Raw genomic sequence first — 20,218 nt, 5'->3', positions numbered from 1 at the left:
TATGGCTATTTTAAACGTAGTAACAGAACCAGCTGACATCTTGTTAGCAGAAGCAAAACCTGTCACAAAATTTGATGCAAAACTGCATAAATTATTAGATGATATGTATGAAACAATGGTTGAAAGTGAGGGTGTTGGGATTGCCGCACCACAAGTCAACCAATCATTACAAGCCGTTATCGTTTTAATGAATATTGATTCTGAAGAAGAGGAAGAAATCTTAGAATTAATCAATCCAGAAATCGTTCAATATTCAACAGATACGAATGTTGATTTAGAAGGTTGCCTAAGCATCCCAGAGCAATTTGGTGATGTAGAGCGTGCTAATGGTGTCCGTGTGGAATTTGAAGACCGCTTCGGTAAAACATATAAATTAGAAGCAATCGGCTATGATGCGCGTGTTATTCAACATGAAATTGACCATTTACACGGGGTATTATTCACAACAAAAGCATCAAAAATGTATACGCCAGAAGAAATGGCTGATATGTTTGGGGAGGAAGAATAATGACGTCTATCGTATTTATGGGTACACCGAATTTTTCAGTACCAGTCCTTCAAATGCTAGTTGAGGAAGGTTATGACGTATTAGCTGTTGTCACACAGCCAGACCGTCCAGTAGGCCGTAAACGTATCTTAACGCCACCACCAGTAAAAGCGGCAGCGCTTGAGTTAGGCTTACCAGTTATTCAACCTGAAAAATTACGTGGCTCAGAAGAGTTACAACAAATTATTGCACTAAATCCAGATTTAGTTGTAACTGCTGCTTTTGGTCAAATTTTACCGAAATCGTTACTTGATACACCAAAACTAGGTTGTGTTAATGTCCACGCATCGCTACTACCTAAATACCGAGGGGGTGCACCAATTCACCAAGCTGTCTTAGATGGAGAAGCTGAAACAGGTGTTACGATTATGTATATGGCTGAAAAATTAGATGCAGGTGATATTATTTCACAACGTGCTATCACAATCGAAGACCATCATACAACGGGTCAATTATTCGATGAATTAAGCATCATTGGTCGTGACCTACTAAAAGAAACAATTCCAGCGATTGTGGCAGGAACAAATAGCCGCACACCACAAGACGAATCACTTGTGACATTTGCACATAATATTTCACGCGAGCAAGAGCGCATTGATTGGACAAAATCAGCGCGTACCGTATTTAATCAAGTACGTGGCTTAAACTCTTGGCCAGTTGCCTATACGACATTCGCGGATGAAAACGTCAAAATATGGGCTGTACGTGAGTCTGCAGAAACAACAACAGCCGCACCAGGCACAGTCGTTGCCAAAGCAAAAAAATTCTTTACTGTAGCGTGTGGTGAAGGAACAGCGGTTGATGTGCTAGAAATTCAACCAGCAGGAAAAAAAGCGATGCCAGCTGTGAACTATTTAAACGGTGTAGGCTCAAAATTAGCGATTGGGGATTTATTTGAATGAGTAAAAAGAAAGCCGTCATTTGGGACGGAAATGTACGTGACGCAGCCTTAACGATTTTATTAGCCGTTGATGAAAAGCAAGCCTACAGTAATTTATTACTTCATAAAACAATTGAGAAATATAATATTTCAGCAAAAGACCGTGGTTTATTAACGGAATTAACTTATGGCACATTACAATATAAATTAACATTAGATTATTATTTAGAGCCGTATGTACGCGGAAAATTAGATACATGGGTACGCTGGCTATTACGTCTAGCACTTTATCAAATTGCATATCTTGATAAAATTCCAGACCATGCGGCAGTAAATGAAGCGGTAGAAATCGCAAAACATCGTGCACGTCACCGTGGCGTTAGCGCGACTGTAAATGGTATTTTACGCTCGATTTTACGTGAAGGCTTACGTGAAACAACAGCCATCAAAGATCCAGCTGTGCGTATTTCTGTAGAAACAAGTCACCCAGAGTGGCTTGTTCGTCGCTATATTGATGGATTCGGTATTGAAGCAACAGAAGATATGTTAATCGAAAATAATCTACCACCACTTCAAACTGTACGTGTCAATTCAATCAAGGCGGATACGCGCGGTGGTCTAGAAGCGTTATGGGATGAAAAATTTTCTGTGCGTCGTAGCGAAAACATTCCAGAATGTCTGCATGTCCTAGAAGGTCAACCAGCACGTTCAAATGCTTTTGCTGAGGGGATTATTACTATTCAAGATGAAAGCTCAATGCTACCTGCGTATGCATTAGATGTAGCGCCTGGTATGCGCGTCTATGATATGTGTGCAGCCCCTGGTGGTAAAACAACGCATATCGCTGAAAAAATGAATAATGAAGGCGAGTTAATTGCAACAGACCTTCATAAACATAAAATTAAATTGATTCAAGAAAATGCAGATCGTTTAGGTTTATCAATTATCAAGCCACAATTGTTAGATGGTCGTAAAGCACAAGAACAATTTGAGAAACAGTCATTTGACCGTGTTTTAGTCGATGCACCATGTAGTGGCTTAGGCGTGATTCGTCGTAAGCCAGATATTAAGTACACAAAATCAGAATCAGACTTTGCTTCATTACATGCAATTCAGCTTGATTTATTGGATTCTGCCTATGAATTATTAAAACCTCAAGGCAAAATGGTTTACAGTACGTGTACAATTGATAAAATGGAGAACAACGGAACAGTGGAGGCATTTTTAGCGAAGCATCCAGATATGAAGCTTTCACCTGTCTCTAATGCACCTGAAGCTGCGCAAGAATTACGCGACAGTGGTATGATGCAAGTATTTCCACAAGATTTTAATAGCGACGGTTTCTTTGTCGCATCATTCGTGAAACAAAGCTAAGTGAAATAACTAAGTGCTGAACAGGCTACGGCCTCTAAGCCACAGTAATAAGGAGATTCCAACGTGGAACAAGAAATTTTAAAACCAGTAACTGAAAAAAAACGTGTCAAAAAAGAAAAGCCAGTCTTACAAGAATCAATTTACTCTTTACTACCAAAAGATTTAGAGCAGTGGTTAAAAGATAATGGCGAAAAATCATTCCGTGCAAAACAAATTTTCGATTGGCTTTATGTAAAACGTGTTGGTTCATTTGAAGAAATGAGTAATCTATCAAAAGGCTTACGCGATAAATTAGCAGCTAGCTTTGCGCTAAGTACGTTATCAACACTTGTAAAACAAGAATCAAAAGATGGTACGATTAAATTTTTATTCCAATTACAAGATGGCTATTCAATTGAAACGGTATTAATGCGTCATGACTACGGAAATTCTATTTGTGTCACAACACAAGTAGGTTGTCGTATCGGTTGTACATTCTGTGCTTCAACATTAGGTGGTTTAAAACGTCACTTATTAGCAGGTGAAATCGTGGAACAAGTTGTGAAAGTACAACGTCAATTAGATGAATTAGACGAACGTGTATCAAGCGTTGTTATTATGGGTATCGGGGAACCGTTCGATAACTATGACAACATGATGCAATTCTTGCGTATTATCAACCATGACCAATCATTAAATATCGGTGCGCGTCATATTACAGTATCAACTTCTGGTATTGTGCCAAAAATTTATAAATTTGCGGATGAAGAATTACAAATCAACTTCGCCGTATCATTACATGCACCAAACCAAGAAGCACGTCAAAAATTAATGCCAATCGCAAAAGCATATAAATTAAACGAATTGCTTGATGCGGTTAAATATTATACAGAAAAAACAGGTCGTCGTGTAAGTTTTGAATATGGCTTAATGTCTGGTCAAAATGATTCGACAGACGTGGCAAATGAGTTAGCAGACTTAATTAAAGACATTAAATGTCATGTCAATTTAATTCCGATTAACTACGTGCCAGAACGTGATTATGTTCGTACATCACGTAGCAGTATTTTTGCTTTTGAGCGCACATTAAAAGACCGTGGTATTAACGTAACAATTCGTCGTGAGCAAGGTTCTGACATCGCGGCTGCTTGTGGTCAATTACGTGCACAAGAACGTGAAGAAGAAACAGCACACTAATTGTTAAAGAGGTGAAGTGCCTTGAGATTTACGGTTGAAAGTGATATTGGAAAAAAGCGCTCGGTAAATGAAGATCGAACGCTACTCTTATCGCGAGGAAACCTTCAATTAGCAGTTGTTGCAGATGGCATGGGCGGTCATAATGCCGGTGATGTCGCAAGCACAATGGCAGTTGAAGGATTTAAGCAAGCATTTGAGCAAGTAGAGACACTCGATAGAGAAGCGAAGAAACAATGGCTTGCAGCAACTGTGAAGCGCGTTAATAAAGAAATTTATCGTTATTCGCTGACACATGAAGAATGCCAAGGTATGGGAACAACGATTATCGCCGCTTTAATTGAGCAGCAACATGTGACAATTTGTCATGTAGGGGATAGTCGCGCTTATTTTATTCAAGCAAATCAAATAGAACAAATCACACGAGATCATTCCTTTGTGAATGTTCTTGTAGAAACCGGCCAAATTAGTGAAGAAGAAGCAAAAACGCATCCACAGAAAAACTACATTATTAAATCTTTAGGCACTGAGGCAACAATTGAACCAGACTATTATGAGGTCCAATTGTTGCCTTATTCCTATCTATTAATTTGTTCAGATGGTCTTAGTAATAAGCTAACACCTTCTGAATTACATAGCATCGTCGTGGAAGATGAACTTCTTCAACAAAAAGGTCAAACATTGGTTAGGTTAGCAAATGAGTATGGCGGCGAAGATAATATTTCGTTTATCCTACTAGAAGCTGATCGAGAGGAGGTGTAGCGCATGCTTATTGGCAAGAGTATTGGCGGCCGCTATAAAATCCTAGAACTCATTGGTGGCGGCGGTATGTCCAACGTCTATTTAGCGCATGATGTGATTTTAGACCGTGATGTTGCTATTAAAGTATTACGTTATAATTTTACTGATGAAGATGAACTACATCGTCGTTTTCAGCGGGAAGCATCATCTGCTACAAGCTTAACGCATCCTAATATCGTATCGATTTATGATGTAGGGGAAGAAGCTGATATGCATTATCTCGTAATGGAGCATGTAAAGGGTCAAACATTGAAGCAATATATTCAGCAACATGCACCCGTATCGCCAAAGCGTGCCGTAACGATTATGCTGCAATTAACATCTGCTATTGCACATGCGCACCAAAATCAAATTATTCATCGAGACATTAAGCCGCAAAATATTTTGATGGATGAACATGGTACGGTGAAAATTACCGATTTTGGTATTGCAATGGCGTTGTCGGCAACGTCCTTTACGAAGACAAATTCTGTGCTAGGAACGGTGCATTATTTATCGCCAGAGCAGGCACGTGGCGGTATTGCCACTGTTAAATCGGATATGTATGCGTTAGGCATTGTCCTGTATGAATTATTAACTGGGCAGTTGCCATTTTCCGGGGAATCAGCGGTATCGATTGCATTAAAGCATTTACAGGCTGAAACGCCATCTGTCAGAAAAATCGTACCATCTATTCCCCAGAGCTTAGAAAATGTAGTTTTAAAGGCAACAGCTAAAGATCCCAAATACCGCTATCTATCAGTCGAAGCGATGCGTGAAGATTTAGAAACGGTGCTTGATGATACGCGTAGTAATGAACCGAAATTTGTCGTGCCAGAAGATATGGATAAGACAAAGGCGTTACCAGTTATTCGTGACTTTACGCCAAGTCCTGAAGATGATGAGGCGACGCGTGTGATGGAAGTAGAGCAAAAGCCTACACCAAAACCAGTCGAAGAAACACCGAAAAAGAGAAAACGTAATAAGTGGCTTATCACATTGGGCATATTAGGGATATTGATGATTTTATTTTTAGCAGCACTTATTTTATTCCCGAGTTTATTTAAAGCACAGCAAGTAGAAGTGCCAGATGTAACCGATATTTCACTTGAAAAAGCACTAACAGAAATTCAAAATGCGGGCTTAACAATTGGCGAACGAAAAAACCAGTCTTCTGATGATATCGCGGATGGCAATATTATTACGACTACACCATCGGCTGGGAAAAAAGTTGATAAAAATACCGAAATTGATTTAGTGATTTCAAACGGTAAACGTCAGGTGACATTAAATGATTATGTAGCGCGTGATGTTGGACAAGTACAACAATTACTTGAACAACAAGGCTTTGAGGTGAAGGTGAAGCGAAAATATTCTTCTAAAGAAGTCGATGAGATTTTAAGCCAAAAGCCAGCTGCTGGAAAATCAGTCGTACCAGAAGAAACGACTGTAACATTGACAGTGAGTAAAGGTATTGAGACATTTGAGCTAACGAATTTACTTGGCTATTCTAAATCACAGCTTCAGGATTATGCAGCACAGACAGGTGTGAACATTCGGATTACCGGAGAAGAGTACTCAGAAACTTTTGAGAAGGAGCAAGTGCTATCACAATCACCTGCTGCTGGCACACAACTAAGTGCTGGTAGTGATGTGACAGTCGTTTTATCAAAAGGTCCAGCTGAAAAAACATCTAAAACGTTAATTCGTACGATTGAAATTCCGTACGATGAAGCAACTACTGAAGAACCGGCAACTGAAGAAGAGTCAGATACGGAACAAGAAGAGCCAATACCACAAAAAATTGATATTTATATTCAAGATAAAGATCATTCTATAGAGGATGTATATCAAACATTCTCGATTACGGAAACAACAACAAAACGATTAAAATTAGTAATTGAAGAGGATGAAGAAGGCATTTATCGTATTACGCGTGATGGTGAGACGATTTATGACGAAACAATCCTTTACGACGATTTATAGGAGGCAGTATATGGCAACAGGCCAAATTCGAAAAGCATTAAGTGGCTTTTATTATGTACAAGATGGAGAACAACTTATTCAAACGAGAGGACGTGGGGTCTTTCGTAAACGTGGCATTACACCACTCGTTGGAGATTTTGTAGAGTATGAGGTGGAAGGAAATAATGATGGCACGTTGACAAAGATTGCAGAGCGAAAGAATGAACTTGTGCGACCACCGATTGCAAATATTGATCAAGCAATTTTAGTGTTCTCTGTCGTAGAACCTGATTTTAATACGATTTTATTGGACCGCTTTTTAGTTGTACTCGAATCATTCCATATTCAACCGCTTATTTGCTTAACGAAAATGGATTTACTCCCAGCAGAAAAACGTGAAGATATGGCACGCTATATTGCGGATTATGAGGGGATTAGCTACACGGTTATTGAAACGTTTAAAGACGATGCTTCTATTTTAGGGAAATTAACGCCGCTATTAGCAGGGAAAACGTCTGTGCTTGCTGGGCAATCAGGTGTTGGTAAATCAACACTGTTGAATACGTTAATGCCACAATTGAATTTAAAAACGGGTGTTATTTCTGATGCACTTGGTCGTGGTAAACACACGACACGCCATGTTGAATTAATCGAAGTAGCAGGTGGATTAATTGCGGATACACCTGGTTTTAGTTCATTTGATTTTGATACAATAGAGAAAGAGGAATTAACATACTGCTTCCCAGATTTAGCGCGTCTCTCAGAAAACTGCAAATTCCGTGGTTGTTTACATGTGAAAGAGCCTAAATGTGCCGTTAAAGCAGCACTAGAAGCAGGTGATTTACAGCAATATCGCTATGATCATTATCTACAATTCCTACAAGAGATAACAGATAGAAAGCCGAGGTACTAATATTATGATTAAAATTGCACCATCAATTCTAGCAGCAGATTTTGGTAAACTTGTTGAAGAAGTGAAAGATGTCGAAAAAGCAGGCGCGGATTTAATTCACGTTGATGTAATGGATGGCCATTTCGTGCCAAATATTTCATTTGGTTCAATTGCTATGGATGCGATTCGTCCACATACAGAGTTACCATTAGATGTTCATTTAATGATTGAAAATCCAGACCAATACATCGAGCAATTTGCGAAAGCAGGCGCAGCGTATATTACGGTCCATGTAGAAGCTTGCCGTCATTTACATCGTACGATTCAATTGATTCGCTCATATGGCGTAAAACCAGGTGTTGTTTTAAACCCACATACACCCATTGAAACAATTAAGCATGTTTTAGAAGATATTGATATGGTGCTATTTATGACAGTAAATCCAGGCTTTGGTGGTCAAAAATTCATTCATTCTGTTGTACCAAAAATTAAAGAGCTATCAGATATTATTAAAGAGAAAAATTTAGATGTTGCGATTGAAATCGACGGAGGCGTCAACGCCGAAACAATCGTACCTTGTGCACAAGCAGGTGCAACAATTTTTGTTGCAGGTTCCGCTATCTTCGGTAAAGAAGATCGTACCGCTGCTTTAAAAGCAATTAAAGAAGCCGGAGAAGCGGCGCTTTAATGCACGTTATTATTTGTGCAGGAGGTCCAGAGGAGGAGGTCGCAGAACGCGACATCCTCCTTTCTTTTGATGATGCCGTCTTTATTGGAGCGGACCACGGCACGATTTATTTATTAGATAAAGGAATTATACCTACAATGGCAGTCGGTGATTTTGATTCATTAACAATTGAAGAGTGGCAGCGAGTAGAACGAGAAGTGAAGACTATTGAGCGCCATGAACCAGAGAAAGATGAAACGGATACTGAACTTGCCATTATCCGCGCTTTAGAAATGAAACCACAAAAAATTACCGTAACAGGTGCTACAGGTGGTCGCTTAGATCATTATGAATCAAATTTACATTTAGTGTATCGTTTACAAAAGGAAGCACCTAACTGTTCGATTCGTTTAATGAATAAAACAAATGAAGTGCGCTTTATTTTACCAGGGACATCACGTTTACCTTATGATCAACGCTATAAATATATGTCCTTTTTTGCCTTTGGACGAGATGTTCCGGACGTAACATTAAAGGGAGTAGCCTATGAAACACATTCAGAGCTTGTACAAATGGGTACAACGCGTTTTACGAGTAATGAGGTTATCAGTGCGTCCGCGACTGTTAGCTTTTCAGAGGGCGCTTTATTGATGATTCGTAGCAACGACTAAACAAAAAGAAATCTAATTAAAATTGATGAGTATAAGAAAAGATGCTTTGACATACGTGTAGAAATCACCTCTCATAGGAGCATAAGAAAAACCGGAATCGCGCTGTGACGCGGTTCCGGTTTTTCGTTGCGAACGCTAAAAAAGGAAAATGACGTGTTTTGTCCCAGCCTCTTCTTTTTGTTTGTACAAAAAAACACCTTGCTTATAGCAAGGTGTCTCGACAGCGCTAAAAATTATACGCGTTCAACTTTACCTGATTTAAGTGCACGTGCAGAAACCCAAACACGTTTAGGTTTGCCGTTTACTAAGATACGAACTTTTTGTAAGTTTGCACCCCAAGTACGTTTAGAAGCGTTCATAGCGTGTGAACGGTTGTTACCAGAACGAGATTTACGTCCAGTAATTACGCATTGTTTAGGCATATTAATTTCCTCCTCATTTAAGAAGTTGAAAGAGTGTGTTTCACTTCGGTATTTCACATACTATAATAATTTAACATACAGATTGGCACTTTGCAATAACTAAATCCTAGACTTTCAAGAAAAAAACCTTTACACTATGTTTTGTGCAAAAATGGACGAATACAGCGGAATCTTTTATAATAAGATTTTGTATAGTACAATAAAGTGAAGTTAATTTTAGACAGGGGGCCATATCATGTCAGTAGAAATTACAAATGAATTCGGTCATATTGATATCGCAAATGATGTTGTAGCACAAATTGCTGGAGGAGCTGCAATCGAATGTTACGGAATTGTCGGCATGGCAAGTAAGCATCAAATTCGTGATGGATTAACAGATATTTTACGTAAAGAAAACTTTGCACGTGGCGTACTAGTACGTCAAGACGGCGAAGATGAAAATAAAAATTTACATATAGACATGTATGTAATCGTTAGCTATGGTACAAAAATTTCAGAAGTAGCTTATCAAGTCCAATCAAAAGTAAAATATACACTTGATACAACATTAGGCATGGCTGTTAATTCAGTAAATGTTTATGTGCAAGGTGTTCGAGTAGCGAACGATTAAGAGGAGGAACTAAATCAATGAAGTCATTAGACGGCATTAAATTTGCGGAAATGGTGCAACTTGGAGCACATCATTTATCTCAAAACGCAGATTACGTAGATTCACTAAATGTATTCCCAGTACCAGATGGTGATACAGGTACAAATATGAATCTTTCGATGACATCAGGTGCTAAAGAAGTAGCAAACAATGTCACAGAAAATATTGGTGCAGTATCACAAGCCTTATCAAAAGGTTTATTAATGGGGGCACGCGGAAATTCAGGCGTTATTCTTTCACAATTATTCCGAGGATTCGGTAAAGCGGTTGAGAAAGAAGAAACATTAACAACAAAGACATTTGCAAATGCATTAAACTATGGTGTTCAAACAGCCTATAAAGCAGTTATGAAACCTGCAGAAGGGACAATTTTAACGGTTGCCCGTTTAGCAGGCGAAAAAGCTGTTGAAGTAGCTGAAACAGAAGACGATATTATTGTGTTAATGGAAGAAGTTTTAGCAGCTGCTAAAGTCGCTTTAGACAAAACACCAGACCTATTACCAGTCTTAAAAGAAGTTGGCGTTGTCGATAGTGGCGGCCAAGGTCTAGTATTTGTATATGAAGGCTTTGTTGCTAGTTTAAAAGGCGAAGAGTTACCAGCGAAAATTGAATCTTCTTTAGATGATTTAGTAAATGCTGAGCACCATCGTGTACAAGATTTCATGGATACTTCAGCAATCGTTTACGGTTATTGCACAGAGTTCATGGTACGCTTCGAGGAAGACAAACGTCCATTCAACGAAGAACAATTCCGTGAAGAAATGAGCAAATTTGGTGATTCACTATTAGTTATAGCTGATGATGAAGTCGTTAAAATTCACGTTCACTCTGAAACACCAGGTGACGTTATTTCATATGGTCACCAATATGGTAGCCTTGTGAAGATTAAAGTAGATAACATGCGTTTACAACATACAGCTATCGTAGGTGACGAAAAACCTACAGCAGCAAAAGAAGTGAAAAAAGCACCTTATGCAATCGTTACAGTAGCACTAGGTGAAGGGGTAAAAGAATTACTTGAAAGCGTTGGTGCATCATATGTTATCGAGGGTGGTCAAACAATGAACCCATCTACAGAAGATATCGTTAATGCAATTAAAGAAGTTGGCGCTGAAAAAGTATTAATTTTACCAAATAATAAAAACATTGTGATGGCTGCAGAACAAGCGGTTGAATTATTAGATATTCCAGCTGCTGTTGTTGCAACGAAAACAATCCCTCAAGGTATGAGCGCTATTTTAGCATTTAACCCAGAGGCATCAGTAGAAGAAAATGCTGAAGCAATGACACGCGCATTTGCGGGCGTTTCAACCGCACAAATTACAACAGCAGTTCGTGATACATCAATCGATGGCGTTGAAATTCACACAGATGATTTCATGGCAATGGTTGAAGGTAAAATTGTGGCGTCTGTTAAAACATTAGAGGAAGCTGCAGAAGAAGCAGTGAAAAAAGTAATCGATGAAGATTCTGAAATCGTTACAATCCTTTATGGTCAAAATACGACACAACAACAATTAGCTCAACTAACAGGATTTATTGAAGCAAATTATGAAGATGTAGAAGTGGAAGTACATAACGGTAAACAACCGGTATATCCTTACATCATCTCAGTTGAATAATCGAGTAACTATTGAAGAGGCTAGGACATACATGTAAAACAACCTCTCATAGGAGCATAAGAAAAACCGGAATCGTGCTGTGGCGCGGTTCCGGTTTTTCGTTGCGAACACTAAAAAAGGAAAATGCAACGTTTTGTCCCAGCCTCTTTTTTATGAAAAATTTTCCTCGTAATGTACACCGTGAAAACGCATCTTACACGCCTTGTACAACACTATTTTACGTTTTTTTTCTGGCATGTCTTATTTAGTCGGACAAAATAGTAAAATGCAATCGTTCCCAATTGCATAAATGTTGGGTTTATGACTTGAATAGGATAAAATGATACTACAATTACTTATTTACTAAAGGGGGACTACGAATGAAGTTTTCATCCGTTTTTGACATTATTGGTCCTGTTATGATTGGGCCTTCTTCGTCCCATACAGCAGGAGCAGCGCGAATTGGTCGCGTAGCACGAGATTTATTTGGTAAACAACCAACATGGGCAAAAATACATTTATATGGCTCATTTGCGGAAACGTATAAGGGTCATGGTACCGATGTCGCAATTATTGGTGGTTTATTAGACTATGAAACATACGATGAGCGCATTAAAACATCTTTTGACGAAGCAGAAAAGGTTGGTTTAACATTTGAATTTATTCCTGAAACAGGTGCTTCAGAGCATCCGAATACAGCACGTATTATTTTAGGGGATGAAGAAGGAAACGAAATGTCGATGTGCGGAATTTCAATTGGTGGTGGTGCCATTGAAATTACGGAATTAAATGGTTTCCGTTTACGTATGTCAGGTGGTATGCCCGCTATTTTAGTCGTGCATAATGACCGTGCAGGTGTTGTCGCACATGTGGCTGTATGTCTAGCGAGCCATCAGATTAATATTGGACATATGGAAGTGTCACGGAAAGAACGCGGTACGATGGCTTTAATGGTCATTGAAGTCGATCAAAATCTACATGAAGATATTTTAAATGAGCTAGAAAGACTACCGAATATTACGCAAGTATCACGTATCAAAAATAGCTAGGAGGAATGAAGATGGAAGTGTTATTTCGTAACGTTCGTGAATTAGTCGAACGCGCAGAAAATGAAAATAAATTATTATCAGAGATTATGATTGAGCAAGAGATGGGGATGTCTGAACGTACGCGTGAAGAAATTTTTACCCAAATGGAACGTAACTTAGAAGTTATGGACCAAGCAATTGAACGTGGATTAAAAGGTGTCACATCGGTTACTGGTCTAACAGGTGGCGATGCTGTATTAATGCAAAAATACATTCAGTCTGGTAAAGGATTGAGCGGAGATTTCTTATTAGATGCTGTTAGCAAAGCTGTTGCAACGAACGAAGTAAACGCCGCGATGGGCATGATTTGCGCCACACCAACAGCAGGCTCAGCAGGGGTTGTACCGGGTGTGTTATTTGCGGTTAAAAATAAATTAAATCCTACGCATGAACAAATGGTACGTTTTTTATTTACAGCAGGTGCATTTGGTTTTGTTGTCGCAAATAATGCGTCTATTTCAGGTGCGGCGGGTGGTTGCCAAGCGGAAGTAGGTTCAGCAGCTGCAATGGCGGCAGCATCAATTGTTGAAATGGCAGGTGGAACACCGCAACAATCTGCACATGCATTCTCCATTTCACTAAAAAATATGCTAGGCTTAGTATGTGACCCTGTAGCTGGGCTAGTTGAAGTACCTTGTGTAAAGCGTAATGCAATGGGTGCAGCGAATGCAATGGTAGCTGCTGATATGGCATTAGCAGGGATTGAAAGTCGCATTCCAACAGATGAAGTAATCGATGCCATGTATCGAATTGGTCAAACGATGCCTTCTGCACTACGTGAAACGGCACAAGGCGGATTGGCTGCTACACCAACCGGTCGCTGGTTAGAAAAACGTATTTTTGGAGGAGCTGTAGCGAACAGTGGCAATTGATTTAAAAAGCCCTGTTACAGAGCTTAAGGGTGTTGGGAAGACAGCTGCCGAAAATTTAGAACAGATGGGTGTCCATACAATAGAAGAACTAATTATGACATTTCCGTTTCGCCATGAAGATTTTCGACTGAAAGATTTAGCACAAACCCCTCACAATGAGCGTGTGACAGTGGAAGGACGCGTTGAAAGTGTACCAAATGTCATGTTTATGGGCAAAGGTCGTTCACGCTTACAATTTAAAATGCTTGTAGGCAACCATTTGATTCGCGTATCTTTTTTTAATCAAGCATATTTAAAAAATAAATTAGAGCCGGGTGCGATTATTACTGTAACTGGCAAATGGGATCAAGGCCGTCAGCAAATTAGTGGTTCACAAGTTCACTTTGGACCGAAAGATGCACAGGCAGATTTTGAACCCGTTTATAGCTTAAAAGGGAAATTAACACAAAAAAAATACCGTCATTTTATGAGACAAGCATTAGATGAAGTAGCATTCATGATACCGGAAACTTTGCCAGGAAAATTGCGAGAGTCATATAAGCTATTAGGAATTCATGAAGCATTAGAAGGCGTGCATTTCCCTCAAAATGCGATGCATGCAAAGCAAGCACGTAGACGCTTTGTATACGAGGAATTACTCGTCTTTCAGCTAAAGATGCAGGCGCTTCGTAAAGTACGTCGTGAAGACGAGGCTGGCTTAGCGATTCACTATGATGTTGAAAAATTACGCACATTTTTTGCGGCTCTACCATATGATTTAACAGGGGCGCAAAAACGTGTTGTTAATGAAATTTGTAAGGACTTGCTAACGCCACAACGAATGAACCGTTTACTACAAGGTGATGTAGGTTCGGGTAAAACCGTCGTTGCAGCGAGTGGCCTTTATGCAGTAGTGACAGCAGGATTTCAAGGTGCTTTAATGGCTCCTACTGAAATTTTAGCAGAGCAGCATTTAGAAAATTTACGAAGCTGGCTAGAGCCATTTGATGTTCGTGTTGAGTTATTATCTGGTTCTACGAAAGCAAAAGCACGTCGGGCATTATTAGCAGATTTAGCAACTGGCGACATTGATGTGTTAATTGGTACACATGCATTGATCCAACCAGATGTTGCGTTTCATAAATTAGGGCTTGTGATTACCGATGAACAGCATCGCTTTGGTGTCAACCAACGGCGCGTGTTACGTGAAAAAGGAGAAAGTCCTGATCAGTTGTTTATGACGGCGACACCTATTCCACGTACATTATCGATTACAGCTTTTGGCGAAATGGATGTATCCATTATTGATGAGATGCCAGCAGGGCGAAAAGTAATTGAAACAAATTGGCTGAAAGCGGAGCAGTTCAATCTAGTCTTACAACGTATGGAGCAGGAATTGGCAGCAGGACGTCAAGCTTATTTGATTTGTCCATTGATTGAGGAGTCGGATAAATTAGATGTCCAAAATGCAGTGGAGCTTCATGCGCAGCTACAAACTATTTTTGCTGATAAATTTACAGTAGGACTTATGCATGGTCGTTTACCAGCCGATGAAAAAGATGCGGTTATGCGGTCATTTAGCGAAGGTGCTATCAATGTACTCGTATCAACAACCGTTGTCGAAGTTGGTGTGAATGTACCAAATGCCACGTTTATGGTTATTTATGATGCAGAGCGTTTTGGCCTCGCACAGTTACACCAGTTAAGAGGACGTGTAGGGCGCGGGGAGCATCAATCTTATTGTGTACTAGTAGCGGATCCTAAAAGCGAAGAAGGAAAAGAACGCATGATTTCTATGACCGAAACGAATGATGGATTCCGCCTTGCTGAAAAAGATTTAGAACTTCGCGGTCCGGGCGACTTTTTTGGGCGTAAACAAAGTGGTATACCACAATTTAAAATGGCTGATTTAGTTCATGATTATCGAGCATTAGAAACAGCACGACGCGATGCGAACAACCTTGTGTATACCGATGAATTTTGGCATGACGAGGAGTATGGTCCACTGCGTGAATCACTTGAAAAGTCAGGTGTTATGACGGGTGAGCGCATTGATTAGAAGTGGAGAGTGCAATTTATACTTGCATTCTCCTTTTTATATTTATATACTGATATTAGTACCAAGTGCTAATACAAAGGGAGCGGCATATTGAAACGATGAAGTATTCAAAAAAAGAACGACAAAAGTTGTTAAAACAGACTATTGAAGATAATCCTTTTATTACGGATGATCAACTGGCAACAAAATTTAATGTTAGTGTTCAAACAATCCGATTAGACCGTATGGAATTATCTATCCCCGAGTTACGCGAACGCATTAAAGACGTAGCAGCACATAATTTTGAAAATGAAGTAAAAACTTTACCTCTCGATGAAATCATTGGTGAGATTATTGATATCGAGTTAGATGAACGAGCATTGTCTATTTTTGATGTGACAGAGGATCATGTTTTCCAGCGTAATAATATTGCACGAGGACACCATTTATTTGCACAAGCAAATTCATTGGCGGTCGCTGTCATTGATGACGATTTAGCGTTAACTGTTAAATCAACGTTATCATTCACGCGCCCTGTACATGCAGGAGATCGCGTTATTGCAAAAGCAACTGTAACAAGTCGTGATGACAATAATCGTACATTTGTAAGTGTGACATCAACAGTAAATGGTACGACAGTGTTTACGGGAGATTTTGAAATGTACCGTACGAAAGGTAAAGGTGAATAAAATGAAATTTGCAATTGATGGTATGGGTGGCGACAATGCGCCAAAAGAAATTATTGAAGGTGTCTACAAAGCGCTTGCAGATTTTTCTGATTTAGAAATCGTTCTTTATGGCGACGAAGAGAAAATGAAACCTTTTTTAAAACAGCATAATCGTTTAGAAGTAATTCATTGTATAGAAGTAATCGAAGGAACAGATGAGCCAGTGCGCTCCGTTCGTCGTAAAAAAGATGCTTCAATGGTGCGTGCAGCGCAAGCTGTTGCTGATGGTGAAGTAGAAGCATGCGTATCTGCTGGGAATACAGGTGCTTTAATGGCAGCTGGTTTATTTATTGTTCGTCGTATTGACGGCATTGACCGCCCCGCATTATCAACAACACTACCAACATTGGATGATGCTGGTTTTGATATGCTTGATTTAGGTGCGAATGCAGATGCTAAACCAGAAAATCTTGTACAATATGCGATTATGGGTAGCATTTATGCGCAACAAGTGCGCGGCGTAAAAAACCCAACTGTAGGTTTATTAAATATTGGTACAGAAGATAAAAAAGGTAATGATTTAACAAAACATGCTTTTGATTTATTAAAAGAAGCACCGATTAATTTTATCGGTAACGTCGAAGCGCGGGAATTATTAAATCACGCCGCTGATGTTGTTGTGACAGATGGGTTCACTGGCAACATGGTATTAAAAACAATCGAGGGGTCTGTTGGTGCATTGTTTTCTTTATTAAAAGAGGGCTTTATGTCATCAACAAAAACGAAAGTAGCCGCGGTTTTAATGAAACCAAGCTTGAAAACCATTAAAAATAAAATGGACTATAAAGAATATGGTGGAGCGGTATTATTTGGATTGAAAGCCCCAGTTATTAAAGCGCATGGCTCATCAGATGCACAAGGTTTTTACAGTGCAATTCGTCAAGCACGAAAAATGGTGAAACATAATGTCTGCGCAACGATTGATTCTACGATTTCAAAGGAGAATTAACATGACAAAAATTGCTTTTCTTTTTCCAGGACAAGGCTCTCAAAAAGTAGGTATGGGTGCTGAACTCTTAACAGGTGCTTACGCAAATTTCTATAAAGATGCGGATTCGCTTGTAGCATATGATTTATCATCACTTATGTTAGAAGGCCCAGAAGATCAATTAACACTTACATACAATGCACAACCTGCACTTTTAACAACTGGTGTACTTGTAGCAAAACAACTAGCAGATGCAGGTATTAAAGCGGATTTCACAATTGGTCATAGCTTAGGTGAATATGCAGCGTTAGTAGCTTCAGGAGTAATGAGTTTTGAAGATGCTGTGAAAATCGTTCATAAGCGCGGTGTATTAATGAATGAGGCAGTTCCTGCAGGTGAAGGAACTATGGCCGCTATTTTAGCGTTAGATTCAGAACAACTTGGCGCTGTCACGGAAGCAGTATCGTCAGAACTTGGTGAAGTTGTCCAAATGGCGAACTTAAATTGTCCAGGTCAAATTGTTATTTCTGGTACAAAACATGCAGTAGAAGTAGCATGTGAACGTGCAAAAGAAGCAGGCGCACGTCGTGCATTACCGTTAAACGTTAGTGGACCATTCCACTCGGCGTTGATGAAACCTGCGGCAGAACGATTAAAAGCAGCCTTAGATGCGATTGAATTACACGAAGCGCAAATTCCGGTTATTGCGAATGTAACGGCAAAGCCTGTTACGCGACCTGAAGAGATTGAAAAATTATTAGTGGAACAGTTGTATTCACCAGTACGTTTTGAAGAGTCAATTCGTGAATTATTAGCACAAGGTGTCGATACATTTATTGAGTGTGGCCCGGGAAAAGTATTAAGCGGTTTAGTGAAGAAAGTGGATCGTAAAGCAACAACGTACTGTATTTATGATGAAGCATCATTACAAGATGTGTTAACACAAGCAAAGGAGTGGTCTCATGTCTAAAACAGCAATCGTAACAGGTGCTTCCCGCGGAATTGGTCGTGCAATTGCCTTGAAATTAGCAAAAGACGGCTACAATATTGTTGTCAACTATAGTGGTTCTCAAGAACGTGCAGAAGCAGTCGCTAAAGAAGTACAAGCATTTAACGTAGAAGCACTTATCGTTCAGGCAAATGTTGCAGAAGCGGACGATGTTAAAAAGTTAATCGATACAACGCTTGAAACATTTGACACAATTGATGTGCTAGTAAATAATGCGGGCATTACGCGCGATAACTTATTAATGCGTCTTAAAGAAGACGATTGGGATGCAGTAATCGATACAAACTTAAAATCAGTCTTTTTATGTACGAAGGCTGTAGCACGTCCAATGATGAAACAACGTGCAGGGCGCATCATTAACATGGCGTCAGTTGTCGGAATTGTTGGGAATGCTGGGCAAGCGAATTACACAGCATCTAAAGCGGGGGTCATTGGTTTAACAAAAACATCTGCAAAAGAATTAGCAGCACGTAATATTTTAGTAAATGCTGTTGCACCAGGCTTTATCGAAACGGAAATGACAGATGCTATGCCAGCAGAGGCAAAAGCAGGTATGGAAGCTCAAATTCCATTAGCAAAATTAGGACAGCCTGAAGATATTGCAGATGTGGTATCGTTCTTAGCAGGCGATGCAAGCCGCTACATGACAGGTCAAGTACTACATGTTGATGGCGGCATGGTGATGTAATAAATATTATTTTTATTCACCGATGAAAAATGCTATACTATGCTAGAAATCATAAACTGGTCATACCAGTTAGTCTTTGAGAGGAGGTGTATTTTGTGGCTACAGTTTTAGAACGCGTAAGCAAAGTTGTCGTTGACCGTTTAGGTGTTGACGAAAGCGAAGTAAAACCGGAAGCATCATTCCGTGAAGATTTAGGTGCTGATTCACTAGACGTTGTTGAATTAGTAATGGAATTTGAAGAAGAATTCGATATGCAAATCGAAGATGAAGATGCTGAAAAAATCCAAACAGTTGGTGATGCAGTGTCATTCATCGAGAAAGCACAAGCTTAATCACATAAGCTGTTTTGAATAAATACTTAAACTTCCCTTGTAGCTTGCTGCAAGGGAAGTTATGTTTTTGTGACAAATTTTTTAATGTTTTGCACATTGCGTAAGAAAAAGGTACACTATCAAAGAGTACTAATTTAGCAAACTAAGAAGGTTGATGAACGATGGAAATCGAAGAATTATCACAAAAAAACGGTGCAATCCCTGAACAGGCTCGCGCTAAATTTGAAAAATTACAAAATATTTTAGGCTTACACTTTGGTAATAAAAATTTATTATACAATGCGTTTACACACTCATCTTATGTAAACGAGCATCGCCGCAAACAATATGAAGACAATGAACGTCTTGAATTTTTAGGTGACGCAGTGTTAGAGCTAACTGTTTCTAAGTTTTTATTCCTGAAATTCCCTAAAATGACAGAAGGCGAATTAACAAAACTTCGCGCAGCGATTGTTTGCGAACCGTCACTTGTTATCTTTGCAAACGAACTAAATTTTGGACAATTTGTGTTACTAGGTAAAGGGGAAGAAATTACAGGCGGTCGTGAACGTCCAGCATTACTTGCGGACTGCTTCGAAGCATTTGTCGGTGCTTTATATTTAGACCAAGGTTTAGAAACAGTTGTTGGCTTCTTGGAAAAAGTCGTTTTTCCAAAAGTAGAGCTCGGTATGTTTTCACATGTAATGGACTTTAAAAGTCAATTACAAGAAATGGTGCAACAAGCAAACTCAGGTGCGCTTCAATACACTATTATTAAAGAAAATGGTCCAGCGCATAACCGTACTTTCGTATCTCAAGTCATGTTAAGTGGTGCAGAGTTAGGTGTCGGGAATGGTAAATCGAAAAAAGAAGCTGAGCAACGAGCTGCTCAAAGTGCTATGGTTGCTTTTAAAAAACAACAAATGAATAAAAATAACAACGAAGCCCAATAGCAA

Annotated in this window: 21 protein-coding genes; 20 read left to right on the top strand and 1 reads right to left on the bottom strand. The window is 39.4% G+C overall.

Features of this window, described 5'->3' with window-relative positions; all coding sequences use genetic code 11:
* Nucleotide 1: 1 nt before the first annotated feature.
* From def to ACFSY7_RS07335, 9 genes are all read left to right on the top strand, one after another.
* Nucleotides 2–508 (top strand): peptide deformylase, encoded by a 507-nt coding sequence (gene def / locus ACFSY7_RS07375; protein ID WP_020189397.1) that lies wholly within the window; start codon nt 2–4, stop codon nt 506–508.
* On the top strand, nt 508–1,449 hold the full coding sequence (fmt, locus tag ACFSY7_RS07370) for a methionyl-tRNA formyltransferase (RefSeq protein ID WP_126990785.1): 942 nt from the start codon (nt 508–510) through the stop codon (nt 1,447–1,449). Before def ends, fmt begins: the two co-directional genes overlap by 1 nt.
* Complete coding sequence (gene rsmB, locus ACFSY7_RS07365) at nt 1,446–2,801, top strand: 16S rRNA (cytosine(967)-C(5))-methyltransferase RsmB (protein ID WP_380147398.1); 1,356 nt, start codon at nt 1,446–1,448, stop codon at nt 2,799–2,801. Before fmt ends, rsmB begins: the two co-directional genes overlap by 4 nt.
* A 63-nt stretch (nt 2,802–2,864) precedes the next feature.
* Nucleotides 2,865–3,977, top strand: a complete 1,113-nt coding sequence (gene rlmN / locus ACFSY7_RS07360; protein ID WP_380147397.1) for a 23S rRNA (adenine(2503)-C(2))-methyltransferase RlmN — start codon at nt 2,865–2,867, stop codon at nt 3,975–3,977.
* A gap of 21 nt (nt 3,978–3,998) precedes the next feature.
* Nucleotides 3,999–4,736, top strand: coding sequence for a Stp1/IreP family PP2C-type Ser/Thr phosphatase (locus ACFSY7_RS07355; protein WP_020189401.1), 738 nt, complete (start codon nt 3,999–4,001; stop codon nt 4,734–4,736).
* 3 nt (nt 4,737–4,739) lie between these two features.
* On the top strand, nt 4,740–6,740 hold the full coding sequence (gene pknB, locus ACFSY7_RS07350) for a Stk1 family PASTA domain-containing Ser/Thr kinase (protein ID WP_380147396.1): 2,001 nt from the start codon (nt 4,740–4,742) through the stop codon (nt 6,738–6,740).
* 10 nt (nt 6,741–6,750) lie between these two features.
* Entirely contained in the window at nt 6,751–7,632 is an 882-nt protein-coding gene (gene rsgA, locus ACFSY7_RS07345; RefSeq protein ID WP_380147394.1) for a ribosome small subunit-dependent GTPase A, read from the top strand.
* 4 nt (nt 7,633–7,636) lie between these two features.
* Nucleotides 7,637–8,299: a ribulose-phosphate 3-epimerase gene (gene rpe, locus ACFSY7_RS07340; RefSeq protein ID WP_020189404.1), complete on the top strand. Its 663-nt coding sequence runs from the start codon at nt 7,637–7,639 to the stop codon at nt 8,297–8,299.
* Nucleotides 8,299–8,949 carry a thiamine diphosphokinase gene (locus ACFSY7_RS07335; RefSeq protein WP_380147393.1) on the top strand — a complete coding sequence of 217 codons (651 nt, stop codon included), beginning with the start codon at nt 8,299–8,301 and terminating at the stop codon, nt 8,947–8,949. Before rpe ends, ACFSY7_RS07335 begins: the two co-directional genes overlap by 1 nt.
* Before the next feature lie 233 nt (nt 8,950–9,182).
* On the opposite strand, the gene rpmB is transcribed toward ACFSY7_RS07335, so the two are convergent.
* The gene (rpmB, locus tag ACFSY7_RS07330; protein WP_010286489.1) at nt 9,183–9,371 is read right to left on the bottom strand and encodes a 50S ribosomal protein L28; all 189 of its coding nucleotides are present in this window, start codon (nt 9,369–9,371) and stop codon (nt 9,183–9,185) included.
* A 235-nt stretch (nt 9,372–9,606) separates the two neighbouring features.
* Between rpmB and ACFSY7_RS07325 the strand changes: the two genes are divergently transcribed.
* The 11 genes from ACFSY7_RS07325 to rnc all read left to right on the top strand — a co-directional run bounded on the left by ACFSY7_RS07325 (nt 9,607) and on the right by rnc (nt 20,215).
* Complete coding sequence (locus ACFSY7_RS07325; protein ID WP_020189406.1) at nt 9,607–9,981, top strand: Asp23/Gls24 family envelope stress response protein; 375 nt, start codon at nt 9,607–9,609, stop codon at nt 9,979–9,981.
* Nucleotides 9,982–9,998: 17 nt separating this feature from the next.
* Nucleotides 9,999–11,642 carry a DAK2 domain-containing protein gene (locus ACFSY7_RS07320; protein ID WP_020189407.1) on the top strand — a complete coding sequence of 548 codons (1,644 nt, stop codon included), beginning with the start codon at nt 9,999–10,001 and terminating at the stop codon, nt 11,640–11,642.
* A 359-nt stretch (nt 11,643–12,001) separates the two neighbouring features.
* Nucleotides 12,002–12,670: an L-serine ammonia-lyase, iron-sulfur-dependent subunit beta gene (gene sdaAB / locus ACFSY7_RS07315; RefSeq protein WP_020189408.1), complete on the top strand. Its 669-nt coding sequence runs from the start codon at nt 12,002–12,004 to the stop codon at nt 12,668–12,670.
* A gap of 11 nt (nt 12,671–12,681) precedes the next feature.
* Complete coding sequence (sdaAA, locus tag ACFSY7_RS07310; protein ID WP_020189409.1) at nt 12,682–13,581, top strand: L-serine ammonia-lyase, iron-sulfur-dependent, subunit alpha; 900 nt, start codon at nt 12,682–12,684, stop codon at nt 13,579–13,581.
* Nucleotides 13,571–15,619, top strand: coding sequence for an ATP-dependent DNA helicase RecG (gene recG, locus ACFSY7_RS07305; RefSeq protein ID WP_380147392.1), 2,049 nt, complete (start codon nt 13,571–13,573; stop codon nt 15,617–15,619). The genes sdaAA and recG overlap by 11 nt, the downstream gene beginning before the upstream one ends.
* 98 nt (nt 15,620–15,717) lie before the next feature.
* On the top strand, nt 15,718–16,287 hold the full coding sequence (gene fapR, locus ACFSY7_RS07300) for a transcription factor FapR (RefSeq protein WP_020189411.1): 570 nt from the start codon (nt 15,718–15,720) through the stop codon (nt 16,285–16,287).
* 1 nt (nt 16,288) lies between these two features.
* Complete coding sequence (plsX, locus tag ACFSY7_RS07295; RefSeq protein ID WP_380147391.1) at nt 16,289–17,275, top strand: phosphate acyltransferase PlsX; 987 nt, start codon at nt 16,289–16,291, stop codon at nt 17,273–17,275.
* 1 nt (nt 17,276) lies between these two features.
* A complete protein-coding gene (gene fabD / locus ACFSY7_RS07290) occupies nt 17,277–18,224 on the top strand; it encodes an ACP S-malonyltransferase (protein WP_126990775.1) in 948 nt (315 codons plus the stop codon).
* The gene (gene fabG, locus ACFSY7_RS07285; protein WP_020189414.1) at nt 18,217–18,951 is read left to right on the top strand and encodes a 3-oxoacyl-[acyl-carrier-protein] reductase; all 735 of its coding nucleotides are present in this window, start codon (nt 18,217–18,219) and stop codon (nt 18,949–18,951) included. The genes fabD and fabG overlap by 8 nt, the downstream gene beginning before the upstream one ends.
* Before the next feature lie 95 nt (nt 18,952–19,046).
* On the top strand, nt 19,047–19,283 hold the full coding sequence (locus ACFSY7_RS07280; RefSeq protein ID WP_020189415.1) for an acyl carrier protein: 237 nt from the start codon (nt 19,047–19,049) through the stop codon (nt 19,281–19,283).
* A gap of 161 nt (nt 19,284–19,444) precedes the next feature.
* Nucleotides 19,445–20,215 carry a ribonuclease III gene (rnc, locus tag ACFSY7_RS07275; RefSeq protein WP_126990773.1) on the top strand — a complete coding sequence of 257 codons (771 nt, stop codon included), beginning with the start codon at nt 19,445–19,447 and terminating at the stop codon, nt 20,213–20,215.
* Nucleotides 20,216–20,218: the final 3 nt, after the last annotated feature.

It is taken from the genome of Kurthia populi (assembly GCF_042686175.1).
Lineage (GTDB): Bacteria > Bacillota > Bacilli > Bacillales_A > Planococcaceae > Kurthia > Kurthia populi.
Note: the sequence above shows the minus strand (reverse complement) of the source record. Positions and strands in the feature narration are given on the sequence as shown.